This window comes from Leptospira saintgironsiae, assembly GCF_002811765.1.
Lineage (GTDB): Bacteria > Spirochaetota > Leptospiria > Leptospirales > Leptospiraceae > Leptospira_B > Leptospira_B saintgironsiae.
In genome coordinates, this window is the sequence record NZ_NPDR01000001.1 from 1,042,038 (window position 1) to 1,055,338 (window position 13,301).

At 39.9% G+C, this 13,301-nt stretch carries 19 protein-coding genes and 2 tRNA genes; 16 read left to right on the forward strand and 5 right to left on the reverse strand.

Features of this window, described 5'->3' with window-relative positions; all coding sequences use genetic code 11:
• Positions 1-148 precede the first annotated feature (148 nt).
• The 6 genes from CH362_RS04885 (at position 149) to CH362_RS04910 (ending at position 4,892) form a co-directional block, all read left to right on the forward strand.
• The gene (locus tag CH362_RS04885) at positions 149-1,405 is read left to right on the forward strand and encodes a serine hydrolase domain-containing protein (RefSeq protein ID WP_208859524.1); all 1,257 of its coding nucleotides are present in this window, start codon (positions 149-151) and stop codon (positions 1,403-1,405) included.
• Positions 1,406-2,155, forward strand: coding sequence for a type 1 glutamine amidotransferase domain-containing protein (locus CH362_RS04890; protein ID WP_100709183.1), 750 nt, complete (start codon positions 1,406-1,408; stop codon positions 2,153-2,155).
• A gap of 83 nt (positions 2,156-2,238) precedes the next feature.
• On the forward strand, positions 2,239-2,940 hold the full coding sequence (locus CH362_RS04895) for an HAD-IA family hydrolase (protein ID WP_100709184.1): 702 nt from the start codon (positions 2,239-2,241) through the stop codon (positions 2,938-2,940).
• A 74-nt stretch (positions 2,941-3,014) separates the two neighbouring features.
• The gene (locus CH362_RS04900; RefSeq protein ID WP_100709185.1) at positions 3,015-3,560 is read left to right on the forward strand and encodes an NADPH-dependent FMN reductase; all 546 of its coding nucleotides are present in this window, start codon (positions 3,015-3,017) and stop codon (positions 3,558-3,560) included.
• A gap of 189 nt (positions 3,561-3,749) precedes the next feature.
• Positions 3,750-4,385: a peroxiredoxin gene (locus tag CH362_RS04905; RefSeq protein ID WP_100709186.1), complete on the forward strand. Its 636-nt coding sequence runs from the start codon at positions 3,750-3,752 to the stop codon at positions 4,383-4,385.
• 210 nt (positions 4,386-4,595) lie between these two features.
• Positions 4,596-4,892, forward strand: coding sequence for an LA_3696 family protein (locus tag CH362_RS04910; RefSeq protein ID WP_425269014.1), 297 nt, complete (start codon positions 4,596-4,598; stop codon positions 4,890-4,892).
• Between the two features lie 15 nt (positions 4,893-4,907).
• Here CH362_RS04910 and CH362_RS04915 read toward each other — a convergent pair whose 3' ends face one another.
• Entirely contained in the window at positions 4,908-5,603 is a 696-nt protein-coding gene (locus CH362_RS04915) for a DJ-1/PfpI family protein (protein ID WP_100709188.1), read from the reverse strand.
• 194 nt (positions 5,604-5,797) lie between these two features.
• On the opposite strand from CH362_RS04915, the gene CH362_RS04920 reads away from it, so the two are divergent.
• The 4 genes from CH362_RS04920 to CH362_RS04935 all read left to right on the forward strand — a co-directional run bounded on the left by CH362_RS04920 (position 5,798) and on the right by CH362_RS04935 (position 8,141).
• A complete protein-coding gene (locus CH362_RS04920; RefSeq protein WP_100709189.1) occupies positions 5,798-6,094 on the forward strand; it encodes a helix-turn-helix domain-containing protein in 297 nt (98 codons plus the stop codon).
• 110 nt (positions 6,095-6,204) lie between these two features.
• On the forward strand, positions 6,205-7,209 hold the full coding sequence (locus CH362_RS04925) for a hypothetical protein (protein ID WP_100709190.1): 1,005 nt from the start codon (positions 6,205-6,207) through the stop codon (positions 7,207-7,209).
• 96 nt (positions 7,210-7,305) lie between these two features.
• Entirely contained in the window at positions 7,306-7,812 is a 507-nt protein-coding gene (locus tag CH362_RS04930; RefSeq protein ID WP_100709191.1) for an ankyrin repeat domain-containing protein, read from the forward strand.
• A complete protein-coding gene (locus CH362_RS04935; protein WP_165780227.1) occupies positions 7,809-8,141 on the forward strand; it encodes a hypothetical protein in 333 nt (110 codons plus the stop codon). Before CH362_RS04930 ends, CH362_RS04935 begins: the two co-directional genes overlap by 4 nt.
• Positions 8,142-8,213: 72 nt before the next feature.
• On the opposite strand, the gene CH362_RS04940 is transcribed toward CH362_RS04935, so the two are convergent.
• The 4 genes from CH362_RS04940 to CH362_RS04955 form a co-directional block, all read right to left on the reverse strand.
• The gene (locus CH362_RS04940) at positions 8,214-9,053 is read right to left on the reverse strand and encodes a sterol desaturase family protein (RefSeq protein WP_100709192.1); all 840 of its coding nucleotides are present in this window, start codon (positions 9,051-9,053) and stop codon (positions 8,214-8,216) included.
• Positions 9,054-9,155: 102 nt separating this feature from the next.
• Positions 9,156-10,271, reverse strand: a complete 1,116-nt coding sequence (locus CH362_RS04945; RefSeq protein WP_100709193.1) for a helix-turn-helix domain-containing protein — start codon at positions 10,269-10,271, stop codon at positions 9,156-9,158.
• Positions 10,268-10,639 (reverse strand): type II toxin-antitoxin system VapC family toxin, encoded by a 372-nt coding sequence (locus CH362_RS04950; RefSeq protein ID WP_100709194.1) that lies wholly within the window; start codon positions 10,637-10,639, stop codon positions 10,268-10,270. The genes CH362_RS04945 and CH362_RS04950 overlap by 4 nt, the downstream gene beginning before the upstream one ends.
• Positions 10,636-10,839 carry a type II toxin-antitoxin system VapB family antitoxin gene (locus CH362_RS04955; protein ID WP_100709195.1) on the reverse strand — a complete coding sequence of 68 codons (204 nt, stop codon included), beginning with the start codon at positions 10,837-10,839 and terminating at the stop codon, positions 10,636-10,638. The genes CH362_RS04950 and CH362_RS04955 overlap by 4 nt, the downstream gene beginning before the upstream one ends.
• A gap of 332 nt (positions 10,840-11,171) precedes the next feature.
• Here CH362_RS04955 and CH362_RS04960 point away from each other — a divergent pair.
• The 6 genes from CH362_RS04960 to rplA all read left to right on the forward strand — a co-directional run bounded on the left by CH362_RS04960 (position 11,172) and on the right by rplA (position 13,288).
• Positions 11,172-11,243 (forward strand) — tRNA-Thr (locus CH362_RS04960).
• Positions 11,244-11,253: 10 nt separating this feature from the next.
• Positions 11,254-11,324 (forward strand) — tRNA-Trp (locus CH362_RS04965).
• Positions 11,325-11,368: 44 nt separating this feature from the next.
• Positions 11,369-11,551: a preprotein translocase subunit SecE gene (gene secE / locus CH362_RS04970; protein WP_086448612.1), complete on the forward strand. Its 183-nt coding sequence runs from the start codon at positions 11,369-11,371 to the stop codon at positions 11,549-11,551.
• Positions 11,552-11,576: 25 nt separating this feature from the next.
• Positions 11,577-12,122, forward strand: a complete 546-nt coding sequence (nusG, locus tag CH362_RS04975) for a transcription termination/antitermination protein NusG (RefSeq protein WP_086448613.1) — start codon at positions 11,577-11,579, stop codon at positions 12,120-12,122.
• A gap of 41 nt (positions 12,123-12,163) precedes the next feature.
• Positions 12,164-12,592 (forward strand): 50S ribosomal protein L11, encoded by a 429-nt coding sequence (rplK, locus tag CH362_RS04980; RefSeq protein ID WP_100709196.1) that lies wholly within the window; start codon positions 12,164-12,166, stop codon positions 12,590-12,592.
• A 3-nt stretch (positions 12,593-12,595) separates the two neighbouring features.
• Positions 12,596-13,288 (forward strand): 50S ribosomal protein L1, encoded by a 693-nt coding sequence (rplA, locus tag CH362_RS04985; protein ID WP_100709197.1) that lies wholly within the window; start codon positions 12,596-12,598, stop codon positions 13,286-13,288.
• Positions 13,289-13,301 lie beyond the last annotated feature (13 nt).

Sequence of the window (13,301 nt, forward strand, 5' to 3'; positions counted from 1 at the left end):
TACATAATTTTTGCACTCTTTTACACTGAAATCGGATGGAAAAAAATTTCCAAATCAGGTCTCAATAGTATTGAATGTAGGATAACCTACAATAGAGTCTGTCTAAGCAGTACTTAAGACCTAAGAAATTGATTGGAGGGTCTTTTTAGTGAGTAGTTTTTTTACAAGTTCATCAGTAAAACGTTTCATTCTCTTTTCTTTAGTTATCCTTTTTATTTCTAATTGTAGTGCCCTAGATTGGGGCTGGGTAAGACTCCCTTCCGGACTTGCTTGGGAGCAAAATGAGACCTTAGATAGAAACCCTGTAGAAGGTTTTCGGGTAGAATTTCCGGAAGAATTGGGCCTGGATTCCAGACCCTTAGTAGAATTTTCCAAAAAACTCAGAAAAGAAAAAACAGAGGTCCGCTCTCTTCTTATCTTAAAAGAAGGAAACCTGGTATTCGAAAGATATGCCGGAGGAATTTCAAGAGATCATAATCATAATATGTATTCTGTGACCAAATCTGTGGTCTCGATGTTATTAGGGATTTGTTATACAAATGATTGTGGGGTAGACTTAGAAGATAGTCTTTCCAGTGCAGAGTCTAGTTTGCCTGGCCTTCTTCCTTCCGAATTAAAAGGAAAAGAATCTATACGGCTCAAGGACGCATTACGTATGAGTTCCGGAATGGGCTGGGATTCATTTCCTAAAAAAGAAGATATCAGAACCGATGCTGACCCACTTGCGATCGCTTGGATACCTGCAGTATCCTCTGCACCTGGAACTAAATTCGAATATTCTAATGGAGATACTCAATTGGTCGCCGGTTATCTGGAAGCCAAAACAGGTAAAACATTATACGAATATTCAAAGAACACAGCATTTGCCTGGTTAGGTTTTAAGGGAGAAGAATGGAATACATCCAAATCAGGAAGACAAACCGCTGGTTTCGGACTTCGTTTAAGACCAATTGATATGGCGAAGTTAGGGCAGCTTTATCTGGACGGGGGAAAATGGCATGGACGTCAGGTATTAAAACCTGAGTGGATCGCTATGACCTTAGAGCCAGGAGTAGAAAAAAGATATGGCCTCCAATTTTGGATCCATGAATTTGAAGGAAAGCCTAGCTTCATGGCAAACGGAAAAGGTGGTCAGTTCATCTATGTGATCCCTCATCGTAAGATCGTTTTAGTGATGACGAGCGCCATTTGGGACAAGGCACCTGATTTAGTTTTAACTTCCGCTTTAGATGCCATCAAGGCATCTTTAATATCTACTGATAAAATCCCTTCTCCTGACAGAGAAGAAGCGCTTCTGAGAGAGTTAAGAACATCTTCCAGAACTTCTTTAGACCCTAAGCTTAAAGAAGGGGCAGATGAAACAAGGATTGCAGCAGAACCAGGGATGAAACAAAATCATCCTTAAATGAAGACTGTTCTAATTCCAATCCCTCAAATCGATTTCGACCCTACAGAAGTATCCGTTCCTTGGAAGGTTCTGAAAGAAAACGGATATAAGATCATATTTGCAACTCCAAGTGGTACCTCTGGAGAAGCCGATTTCAGAATGGTAACCGGAAAAGGTTTAGGAATTCTTTCTCCAGTATTAAGAGCAAAAAATGATGATGTTCTTCTTTATAGAGAATTAGAAAAATCGAATGAGTTTTTGAATCCTAAAAAGTATGAGTCTGTCAAATTAGATTCCTTCGATGTGTTACTTCTCCCAGGAGGACACGCAAAAGGAATGAGAGTTTATCTGGAATCAGAACCTTTGCAAAAATTGGTCGGAAATACATTCGCGGAAGGGAAACCAGTAGCTGCAATTTGCCACGGAGTACTTCTCGCAGCAAGATCCAAAAATCCTAAAACAAAAAAGTCCAGCTTATATGGACTCAAGACTACTGGACTTTTGAAATCTCAGGAACTTCTGGCTTGGAATTTAACTCGTGCTTGGCTTGGAGATTATTATAGGACTTATCCTACGCCGTTACAGGACGAGGTGATTTCTTTTTTAGAATCTAAGGTTGATTTCCAAGAAGGGCCTATGCCTGTTGCCAGAGATAGTTTCTCTAATATTAAACCGGGGTTCAGTGTTTTGGATAAGTCTTATCTTTCCGCAAGATGGCCTGGAGATGCGCATAAGTTTGCCTATGAACTTCCTGAATTCTTCGGATAATTCTGGTTTTTGATTTTCCTTTAATATAGCATAAGCATATTGACTATAGAGAGTTCGGATATAGGCTCTCTACTGATAACCAAATGAGTTCCAAAGAACATTACATTTTTCTGGATGTGGGAGATACTCTCCTTACAATGAAAAAGCCTGCGGGGGAAGTGTATTTTGAAGTTCTAAAAGAATTCGGTCTGGATAGTTCTAAACATCAGAACGGTTACATGGAGCGAGCCTTTCGTAAAGCATATGCTCACATGACGCGTCATCCACTTCCGGACTTCAGAGATAAGTTCCATGCTCACGAAGATGGAAGCGAAGGTTGGTGGAGAGAACTGTTGGGCTTCTTCTTAAAAGAAATTGGCTCCGATTTGGAACCTGATCCTATTTTCCAATCTATATTCAAACGTTTTGATGAACCTTCTGTCTGGGAGATAGATCCAGGCTTTTATGAATTAGTAGAATTTGCGAAACAAAGAGGTTCTGGTCTTGGGATCATTTCCAACTGGGATCATAGACTCAAACAATTACTGGCGAGTGTAGGCGTTCTAGATTATTTTTATCCAGTGATCGTTTCTGCAGAATTCGGATACGAAAAACCTTCTCCTTTGATATTCCAAGAAGCGGAGAAGTTAGTGGGACTTTCTCCTGACAAACTAATCTACTGCGGTGATAAAGTGGAGTTGGATATTGTGCCTACGAGGTCCAGAGGATGGACAGCATTTCACAAACATGCGGACGGAGATATCCGAGATCTGGGAGAGCTGACGACTATACTAAAAAAAGGGTAGTTTATCCTCTTTCGAATTCTTTTCCTCTTCCGAACAAGTCTAACCGAATATAAAAAAATCGAGTTAGAACAAAAATGAAAGTACTCGCCGTCTCCGGAAGTTTAAGAAAAGGTTCTTCCAATACAGCCTTATTACTCGCAGCAAAAAGGATCGCAAATGGTTCTTTGCAAATCACTCTCGCGGATCCAATAGATCGGATCCCTCACTTTAATCCTGACTTAGATACAGATACTCCTCCTAAAGAAGTTATAGAGTGGAGAAGGGAACTGAAAGAAGCAGATGCGATTCTTTTTTCTAGTCCTGAATATGCGTTTGCGATCCCAGGCGTTTTGAAGAATGCGCTAGATTGGATCGTGTCCAGTGCGGAACTTTATGGAAAGCCTGTTGGACTGATCAATGCATCTCCAGGTTATGGAGGAGCCTCCAAGGCCCAGGAAGCTTTTTTACATTTATTGAATGTACTTACAGTTAAAATAAACGATGATTGTGTTCTAAGTATTCCTTCCGTAAATAAAAAAGTGGATCCAGAAGGGAATATCATGGACGAGCAAACGGAGAAGGAGCTCAAAAACTGCTTGGTGAGTCTGGAACGTTTGATCCAAGATTCCAAACTTTCTTGATTACCAGAGGCTGACTCGATGCAAATATCCCTAAAAGGATGTAAAATCGTTAGAAAACGGAAGAAAATCTCATAAAATTCTGTTTTATTGTTATTTATCTTATATTTTAAATAATTAATCCGCTATAGCGAATAAAATCCTTGCAATATAATGGAATATTGGCCATAACTGAAATCAGGAGTATCGATTATGGCACTTAGATTAGGTGATGTGGCCCCGGATTTCCAGGCAGAAACTTCCGATGGACCGATAGAATTTCATAAATATTTGGGAGAAGGTTGGGGAATCTTATTCTCGCATCCAAAAGATTATACTCCCGTTTGCACTACAGAACTTGGTTACGTTGCAAAAATTAAACCTGAATTCGAAAAGAGAAATGTTAAGGTTCTAGCATTATCCGTGGATCCAGTAGACTCTCATAAGGGTTGGATCGGAGATATTAACGAAACCCAAAACACTACAGTAAACTATCCTATCATTGCGGACGCAGACAAAAAAGTTTCCGGTCTTTATGATATGATTCATCCGAATGCGAGTGAAACTACAACAGTACGTTCTGTATTCGTGATCGGCCCGGATAAAAAAGTGAAACTGACTTTAACTTATCCAGCATCTACTGGAAGGAACTTCGATGAACTTTTGAGAGTGATTGATTCTCTTCAATTGACTGCGAATTACAGTGTTGCGACACCTGCAAACTGGAAACACGGAGAGGATGTAATTATTGTTCCTTCTGTTTCCGACGAGGATGCTGAGAAAAAATTCCCGAAAGGTTTTAAGAAGATTAAACCTTATTTGAGATACACTCCTCAGCCAAATAAGTAAGCAGAAATCAATTCTCTATTTTAGAAAGGAGTCTTCGGACTCCTTTTTTATTATATTCTATTTTTATAAACTTCCTCCGGAATATTGATTCCGAAATTAATATTTTTCATAAAAAGTACGCGCGGAAATCAATATTCTGCACCTGAGCCTCATATCGGGGAAATTTATATTGCAAGCTTCTCCGCAAGGAGCATAATAATGGCGACGCCTATGTTTCGCAGAATACCGCGAATATTGGAAGAAGTATTGGGTAACGAAGGGACGAACGAATTTGTGGATTTTATCAATGATTCTTTCGCGGCTAACAAGGAGAATGTAATGGAACTCGTTTTCGAAAGATTTGAAAAGAGACTCTCGGAAGAGCTAAACATATTTCGAGCTGAGTATAAAGCAGATATTGCAGAATTACGTTTAGAAATGCATAAACTCATCTCTTCTCAGACAAAATGGATGGTAGGTGCAATCATAGCTTTGACCGGTATTTTCTCGATCATAGTCAAATTATAATTTATCGAAAGAGCTTTAGGATTTGGAAAGTCTTTCAATGGATCTGACAGCGATTTCCTTTCTAAGATCTTGGCCTTTTTTCTTAGAGGCCTTCGTTTCAGAGACCAAGTCTGAGTTAGCCGTTTTAGGATGCCCGCTCAAAAAGGGAGGTTCTGGATTGTATTCTATCATTAGTTGGATTTCTTCCGCGGCTTGTTGCCCTTGGATCTCTGCTACAACCTGGAGTGCGAAATCGATTCCAGCTGTGACTCCACCTCCAGTAATTCGATTTCGATCAATTACCACTCTATCTTCTTTCACATCGATTTCTGGAAAAAGTTTTAGTACATCTAAAGAAAGCCAATGTGTGGTTGCCTTGTACCCATTTAATAAACCGGCAGCAGCTAAAACTAAAGAACCAGTGCATACAGAGCTAACGTATTTAGAAGATTTCGATTTTTCTCTCAACCAATTCAGGATCTTTTCGTTTTCCATGAGTCGATTCACACCGAGTCCACCTGGAACTAAGACCAAATCTAAATCTATGTTTTCGTCTAAACTTTTATCTGGAAGAATGAAAAGTCCTCTTTCGGATGGGATTGGTTCCTCGGTTTCAGCAATTACATAAACTTTGGAATTTTTCATTCTGGAGAATACTTCATAAGGACCTACAAAATCCAATGGGGTTAGATCCGGAAAGATAAGTAATCCGATTTTGAAAGGTTCTTGCATAGATATATTGGATATGACTAGGAGAAGTCTTCAAGTCGAATTCGAAAGAAAAGTTTTAGAGGAGTTGCGATAGGTTTGTTTTCGAAAATTCAAATAGAGGAGAAGGTTCGGTATTGATAAAAATCAGTTAAACGGTGCTTCTTGAAATATCCTAATTTGGTATATTCTGAATTGGGAAGTAGAATTAGCATCTCTTGGCTAAAACAATCTACACCGAAGAATATAAGATTTTCCAAAAGTTGCTAAAAAAAGCGAGGGAAGACGCGGGCCTGACCCAGGTGGATGTTGCCGAGGCACTTAAAACACCCCAATCTTTCATTTCAAAAATCGAGGCCGGAGACAGAAGGATAGATGTCATCGAATTCTGGAACCTCGCAAAACTTTATAAAAAGCCAGTGGACTTCTTCTTTAAGTTTGATGATAAGTCAGAACCTAAATCCAAGAAAAAATCTCTCAAAGCGGCAAGTTCTACTAAAAGAAAATCCAAATAGTATTTATTTTCGATCCGTTGGGCTTCCAACCTAATCTATCTTTCTTAGAAAAGAATAGCCAAGAACGGCAGTTCTTCTAAAAAATACCGTGCCTTCGGGCAAGAAGCTAAATGAAAGAGAATCGAATTTTACGTCCTTGGATTTACTGGATTGCCCTCATCTTAACTGCACTTCTTTCCTTCTGGGTGGGGAGACTTGGTTTAGAAAATGTGGATATTCCTTTTTCGGATATTGGGTCGGAAAAGGAATATATATCCGATTTGTATGAGTTTCCTAAGCCGCGACTTCTTCTTAAAAATGTTCGGTTTTATTGGCAAAAGGATATTTTCGTGGAAGCGGATCGTCTTTCTCTCGAAGCAATTCCTAAAAATGGAGAGATTCTTCCATTCGATCGGCCTGAACTTTTTACCCTCAAAATTTTAAACGGAAATATCAGGATTTCATTTGAGAGTCTGGAAAAACTGATTAACGGAAAGTTATTCTCCTTTCCGGAATCCACTCTTCGTAAAATTAAACTTCGTCCAATATTTCATAATGGAGCATGGAAACTTAAAATTTCAGGAGAGGTCAAACTTGTAGTCTGGGTCTCCTTCGAAGGGATAGCCACCGTTAAGATCGATCCGGAATCCGGCAGGATCTTAGTGGAGAATGAATCTGTCAGAGCATTATTAAATCCTTATACAAAAGAACTTTTAAATACAGTTGGTGTATCTATCGAGGATCTGGTCCGCTTTCCTAAAGGGAAAGGTTTGGTCTTTTCCGGGAATAAAGTATTTTTTGAACCTTTTTCAGTTTTTCCTGATCCAGAGGTAGAAGGGAAGATCAAAGATCTCAAATTGGATGAAAACGCGTTAGATATCGATTTCATTGCGGAACAAGAGGTTCCATCTCCTAAAACAAATTCCAAAAATTATATTTATGTTATTGGTGGAAAATTACTCTTCGGAGGGATTCAAGTTCATCAAGGCAGGGTCTTACTCCAAGACAGGGAAGAATCCTCTCTGTTTGAATTCTGTTTTTCAGAATATAAAAAAGCATTGTCTCTCTCCAATGTAAAGATGGAGGAAGACGGACGTATTCTTATCTTCATGCCTGATTCTCCTCCTCTTAAATAAGTCCTTTTATAAATAAAATATTTCCAGATTCGTAAAAATTTATAAAATCCGGAACGTTCTTCTTCGAACTCGGTCCTCTTGTTGAAGAGTATACTTATGAATCTTTTCACTTCCAAATTTACATCCATTTCGTTTTACGTTAGGAGTCTCTTGCTCCTTGGGGGGATTTTTTTGACGAGTTGTATTTCTCCTCAATACATGAGCGGAGGATGGAGTCCCTATCCTTCCGACTATGTTTATAAAGGAGATCTATTCGGTTTGCAGAATTGTTTAAAAGCAGGTTGTTCTGTAGATACGAGGGATCCTTTTACTAGAAATTTTACTCCATTAATGATAGCGGCAAGAGAAGGCGAAGTTGAGATCGCGGAATTTTTAGTTAGAAGCGGTGCGGATATTAATGCCAAAACGCGAGACGGTCATACTGCTTTAATGATGGCCGTTTACAATCGGAACCTGGACATAGTGAAACTTCTTCTGAAGAATGGAGCAAATGTACATGTAAAAAGTAAACAAGGACATACTGCATTTTCGGAAGCAACTTTAGAAGAATCTGCCCAAATCAAAGAGCTACTTCTTCCTTACGAGATTGGTCCAAAAAGATGAAATCAACATTTCAGATAGTTTTGGTCCTTCTATTTTTAGAATCTTGCATGAATGATGATCGTTGCACCGGAAATTGTGATAAAAACTTTTCCGTCTGCCTATTGGTCGCAAAGAATGAAAACTCTCTTGGGATTGGATTCATATGCAAGGCTATCTGTGATGATTGTAAATCAGATTGTTACAGAGTGACTTCTTCCGGAGGGAGAAGTTCTAGCTCTTCCAGAGGTGGCTCCAGTGGAGGAGGGGGAGGCGGTAGTTCAGGAGGAGGAGGAGGTTCTGGCGGCGGCCACGGTGGAGGTGGTCATGGAGGAAGCGGAGTTATATTTTAAAATAGATACAAAAAAGGAAACCGAGGAGACTCGGTTTCCAGTATGAGCTAATGAAAATTTTATAAAGAAAATCTATTTCGCAAATCCTATCTGGGAGGTTACAGTAGTTTTTGCGTAATCTTCCTTCTTCTCTGCTACCTCATCAAAATAGGTTTCGTAATTTGGGAAATTTGTTCCCATAATCCTATCCCAGAAATTGAAATAAAGACTGTAGTTTCCATGAAACTTTTGGTGATGAAGGTTATGATGAGTAGAAGTGTTTATCCATTTTGTGATCGAATGACTTGCCCAACCTTTTGGAAAAAATTCATATCCTAGATGCCACCAAATATTCATCACCATCGCGTAGAATGTATGGAAGATAAATACTCCGAAATGGATCGGAACCAAACTGATAAATGGCACCACATAAATTGCTTCTAAAAATGCTTCTGCCCAATGGAAATTGTAAGCAGCTAGAGGAGAAGGGTTTACGGATTTATGATGGATCGCATGCACGAAACTATAAACTTTTTTGTGATGCATCAACCTATGAGCCCAATAAAACCAGGTCTCATGCCAAACGGTGATCATAATATAACTTAAGATCGCGTAAGCCCAACCTCTTTCGGAGATATCGAAGTAAAGCGCTCTTGGAAGATATCCTAATTTTTGAAGGCTGAAAGAAACGACTGCAACCAAGCTAAACATTACCATTGTAACTGCAGATTGTTTTATCTCGTATACTACCTTCTCCCATTTTGGAAAACTTTTCTGGATCCTGTACTTTTCAAAATACCCTTTTTTCCAAACCCAGAATATAAAGAATGCAAGTCCTGCTAAAGGATAGTATCTAATAAAGTTCAATGAAAGTTGGAATAGTCCGAAATTCCGAACACATTCCCAGCCGAAATCACAAGCGTTGATTGCCATTTTTCCTCCGATCTCTGGATTCAGTTTACGACGGATTCAAAAAGAAATCGTCCTCCCCGATCGGAGTGGAATAAAATATACGTCCAGACCGATCGAAACGGACTATTTGGACTTATTTTTGCGGATTTTATTTCTGTATTCGGAAGGTGTAAAACCTGTTTCCTTTCGGAAAACCTCGTTAAAAGCGGATTTAGAGCCAAATCCTGAGGAGTATGCTATGGATAATAAAACTTCGGCAGGGTCTGATTCTATTTTCTTTTTAGCCTCTTCTACCCTGTATTGGTTTAGTAATTGAAAGAAATTTTTTCCAATTTCATTGTTCAGATATTCTGAAAGTTGGTGAGTGCTGATCTCTAATTTGCCTGCCAAAAATCCGAGGGTCAGATCTTCTTTTAAGAATACCTTCTCCTTTTGAAATAGATCTTCTAAGTTTTGTTTTATATCTTCGAGATCCAAACCGTTGAGTTGAGAAGCTCTATATTTTTTCTCTTCTTCTACTACTCTTTGGACTTCTAAGAAAAATTCAGGAAACCCTTGGCGTAGAATATACAAAGAGCATAAAAAGATCCCGACTAAAGAACCAACTCCTTCTAAACCTCTAATAGATCCTAATGATACAGATATTGCTCCATATAATAAAATGATTAAAATACAAACGCTTACTCCAAGGATTGTAAGCATTCTTGGGTCCTTGTATATTACTGAAAATCTAAATCCCCAAAATAAACGGAAGAATGTGGAAAGTAAGAATGCAAACATGAGTCCGAGTGTACTTAGTACAGGGATTTTTAAAAATAAAGGAAGGCCAGTGGTTTTTAGACTTTTTAGTAATTCGATCTTTTCTATTCCACCTGAAAAATAGAAATTAGACATCCATAAAAATATCACAAGAGCAGGAAGCATCTTCAGATAGAAAACTTTTTTGGACTCAGGAGTACTCCCCATCGCAAGAAGGAGATAACGTTCTATAAAAGGACCCATGAGTCCTGAAACAGGAAGATGAGTTAGATACAGGCCGGGGAAGCGAACAATCATCTTACATGTAATCAAAAATGCATGAATGAGAAAGATCCCTACTAAGAAAAAAATAATGGCGAGTAAGTTTTGTTTTTCTCCTCTCGGCGAAGAAAAAATTTCTCCTAAGGAAAATAAAAATGCGAGTCCGATCGAAAAGACTAAAAATAGAGAAGTATAAGATTGGGTTCCTAATTCGTTCATGCTGTAATTTCCGCGATGCCAACCTTCTCCGCAGCCTTTACTAAAGATAAGTCTGCAGAATATAATTTTGCACTTCCTAATATGCAACTTGCAAGCAAATGTGCATCTATCCAACCGATTCCGAGCCCAGCCAGTGAATTTCTTTCCGAAAATATCATGGTCTCTTTATGGTTTGCGATCGGAACTTCTTTCAATTGAGCGTATTCAGTCAGAAATGAATTCTTATTCTTAAAATTCCCCAAACTAAGCTCTCCTTCTACCATAGGATGGCGTCTCACCAAGCCAAGGCGGAGAAGTTCCGTAAGTTTCGGATCTGATTTTCGTAGATGATTGATCCAAACAGAAGTATCTACAAGCACCGCTGTCATTTAGAGATTTTTTTGCGGGTAGGGCCTTCTGCTTTTGGATCGCTTCCACCTAAAAGAGCCATTCTTTCTGCGGATTTTTCCCGAATAAGTGCGCGCAACCCCTCCTGCACGAGACGTGTCTTTTCTTGGATGCCAGTATAGTCTTGTGCACTGGAGATCAGCTCTTCTGGAATGTATAGAGTGGTTTTGACAGCTAACATATAAGGTAATATATGGTGTTAAATGCCATATGTCAATAGAGAAGGGGCGGAAAATTGATTCTAGAGCGGAAATGTTGTTCCACATTACGGTTTGCGGAGAAAATTTAGAAAGTACGTAACCTTCTCCCCAAATGAATTGCAGACTTATGTCGCATAAGATTGCAACATTGCGAGAAAGTTAAGCGGAGCTTTGCGCAGAAGATTCAAAAATCCTTCTTCCTTGCATAAATAATGCCATCTGGCTGGGAATCTTGGCTAAAACCTTGACCAGGGACCCTGGGTAAAAATACTGTGTATTTCTAGCTCCTCTCTGGGAGCGGGTAGATAGACATGCCCTCTTAGCTCAGTGGTAGAGCACTTCCATGGTAAGGAAGGGGTCACCAGTTCAAGCCTGGTAGAGGGCTAAGTTCGAATAGGTCTGTAGTTTAATGGTAGAACAAGGATCTCCAAAGTCCTTGGTGGGAGTTCGATTCTCTCCAGACCTGGAGTTTTTTCCGCAGGTTCTTTGAGTTTAGGAAGGATTTATATAGTGAAGTTTGGCGCATTTGTACAAGAATGTAGAGAAGAACTTAAAAAAGTTCAATGGCCGAATAGACAAGAGGTGATGCAGTCTACCATCGTTGTTCTAGTCACGGTGTTATTTTTCTCTGCTTTTCTATTCTTTTCGGATACTGCGATTGTGAAGTTGCTTACCGGATTCTGGAATCTGTAAGAACTTAGGATAAAATGTGATTATGATGGCTGATTTGAAATGGTATGCGTTACAGACTTATTCCGGTCACGAGAATAAGGTCCAGAAAAATCTGGAAAAGCTGATCCAACAGCGTAAGCTGGAGGAGAAGATTTCTCAAGTGCGTATTCCTACCATGGAAGTCGCCGAGATGAAGAACGGCAAAAAGAAGGTCACTAAGAAGAAACTTATGCCGGGCTATGTTCTTGTTGAAATGGATATGGACGAAGACCTTCGATTCATGATCCAAAGTCTTCCTTCTGTTTCTACTTTTGTAGGATCAAAAGATGGAGGACCTGAACCTCTTTCCGTAGACGAAGTGAAAAATCTTTTCGTGGAAACCGGAGAGTTCCAATCAGAGGAGCCAGTTACTCCTAGATTGTTGTTTAAAGTGGGAGATAGCCTGAAGATTATCGATGGCCCTTTCGCGAATTTTACTGGAGTCGTAGACGAGATCTTCCCGGACAAAGGAAGACTCAGAGTGAAGGTAGAGATTTTCGGACGCTCTACCCCTGTGGAATTAGATTATCTACAGGTCAAAACCGAACCCTGACCGGTGGGAGAACCGGGAGAAACAAATAAGGTGTTTCGCCAATGGCAGCAAAAAAAGTAGTAAAGCAGATTAAGCTCCAGGTTGAAGCCGGTAAGGCCAACCCTGCTCCTCCAGTCGGACCGGCTCTCGGTCAGGCAGGATTGAACATCATGGAGTTCTGCAAGCAGTTCAACGAAAGAAGTAAGTCCCAAATCGGGTACAAACTTCCTGTTGTAATCACAGTATTCTCCGACAGGAGTTTTACATTCATTACCAAGTCTCCTCCGGCAGCTCTTCTTGTTAAGAAAGCAATCGGATTAGAATCTGGTTCCGCAACTCCTCATACCACTAAGGTTGGGAAGATTTCTCGTAAGCAATTAGAAGAAATTGCTAAAACCAAAATGGAAGACTTAAACGCGAATGATCTGGACGCAGCTGTTCAAATTATCGCAGGAACTTGTCGTTCTATGGGCGTTACGGTAGAGGGTTAATTCATGAAACGCGGAAAAAAATATCGCGCGGCTAAAGAGAAAGTCGACGCAACTAAAGTTTATCCGATCGACAAAGCTGTAGAATTAGCTCAAGCTACTTCTTACTCTAAGTTCGATGGAACAATAGAAATCTCTACGAAAGTAAATTATAAATCTCTCCAAAACGTGAGGGGAACTATTTCTCTTCCTCACGGAACCGGTAAACTGGTTCGGGTTCTTGTTTTCTGTAAGGGAGACAAACAAAACGACGCGAAAAACGCAGGTGCGGAATTCGTGGGCGATATGGACCTGATCGAGAAAGTTGCTGGCGGTTGGACCGACTTTGACGCTTGCGTTGCTACTCCTGATATGATGAAGGAAGTAGGTAAACTGGGACCGATCTTAGGACGTAAAGGTTTAATGCCTAAGCCTAAGGCTGGAACAGTTACTAACGATGTTGCGAAAGCAGTTGGCGAGCTGAAATCAGGACGTATTGAATATCGTCCAGACAAAGGCGGAGTCGTTCACCTAGGTGTTGGTAAAGTCAGTTTTGATCACACCAAACTAGTAGAAAACATTCGTACAGTAGTTCAAACTCTTCTCCGAGACAAACCTTCGGATGCAAAGGGTGATTATCTGAAAACTTTCTCCGTTTCCCCAACTATGGGTGCCGGTGTGAAAGTAGACGTTAAGGAACTGGTCAACACATCCATTTAAGGATGTAGTAGAC

What these genes read in the sequence shown, in the direction of transcription:
- CH362_RS04890 (WP_100709183.1), top strand. Translation starts at nt 1,406, where the DNA reads ATGAAGACTGTTCTAATTCCAATCCCTCAAATCGATTTCGACCCTACA.
- CH362_RS04895 (WP_100709184.1), top strand. Translation starts at nt 2,239, where the DNA reads ATGAGTTCCAAAGAACATTACATTTTTCTGGATGTGGGAGATACTCTC.
- CH362_RS04900 (WP_100709185.1), top strand. Translation starts at nt 3,015, where the DNA reads ATGAAAGTACTCGCCGTCTCCGGAAGTTTAAGAAAAGGTTCTTCCAAT.
- CH362_RS04905 (WP_100709186.1), top strand. Translation starts at nt 3,750, where the DNA reads ATGGCACTTAGATTAGGTGATGTGGCCCCGGATTTCCAGGCAGAAACT.
- CH362_RS04910 (WP_425269014.1), top strand. Translation starts at nt 4,596, where the DNA reads ATGTTTCGCAGAATACCGCGAATATTGGAAGAAGTATTGGGTAACGAA.
- CH362_RS04915 (WP_100709188.1), bottom strand. Translation starts at nt 5,603, where the DNA reads ATGCAAGAACCTTTCAAAATCGGATTACTTATCTTTCCGGATCTAACC.
- CH362_RS04925 (WP_100709190.1), top strand. Translation starts at nt 6,205, where the DNA reads ATGAAAGAGAATCGAATTTTACGTCCTTGGATTTACTGGATTGCCCTC.
- CH362_RS04930 (WP_100709191.1), top strand. Translation starts at nt 7,306, where the DNA reads ATGAATCTTTTCACTTCCAAATTTACATCCATTTCGTTTTACGTTAGG.
- CH362_RS04935 (WP_165780227.1), top strand. Translation starts at nt 7,809, where the DNA reads ATGAAATCAACATTTCAGATAGTTTTGGTCCTTCTATTTTTAGAATCT.
- CH362_RS04940 (WP_100709192.1), bottom strand. Translation starts at nt 9,053, where the DNA reads ATGGCAATCAACGCTTGTGATTTCGGCTGGGAATGTGTTCGGAATTTC.
- CH362_RS04945 (WP_100709193.1), bottom strand. Translation starts at nt 10,271, where the DNA reads ATGAACGAATTAGGAACCCAATCTTATACTTCTCTATTTTTAGTCTTT.
- CH362_RS04950 (WP_100709194.1), bottom strand. Translation starts at nt 10,639, where the DNA reads ATGACAGCGGTGCTTGTAGATACTTCTGTTTGGATCAATCATCTACGA.
- CH362_RS04955 (WP_100709195.1), bottom strand. Translation starts at nt 10,839, where the DNA reads ATGTTAGCTGTCAAAACCACTCTATACATTCCAGAAGAGCTGATCTCC.
- nusG (WP_086448613.1), top strand. Translation starts at nt 11,577, where the DNA reads ATGGCTGATTTGAAATGGTATGCGTTACAGACTTATTCCGGTCACGAG.
- rplK (WP_100709196.1), top strand. Translation starts at nt 12,164, where the DNA reads ATGGCAGCAAAAAAAGTAGTAAAGCAGATTAAGCTCCAGGTTGAAGCC.
- rplA (WP_100709197.1), top strand. Translation starts at nt 12,596, where the DNA reads ATGAAACGCGGAAAAAAATATCGCGCGGCTAAAGAGAAAGTCGACGCA.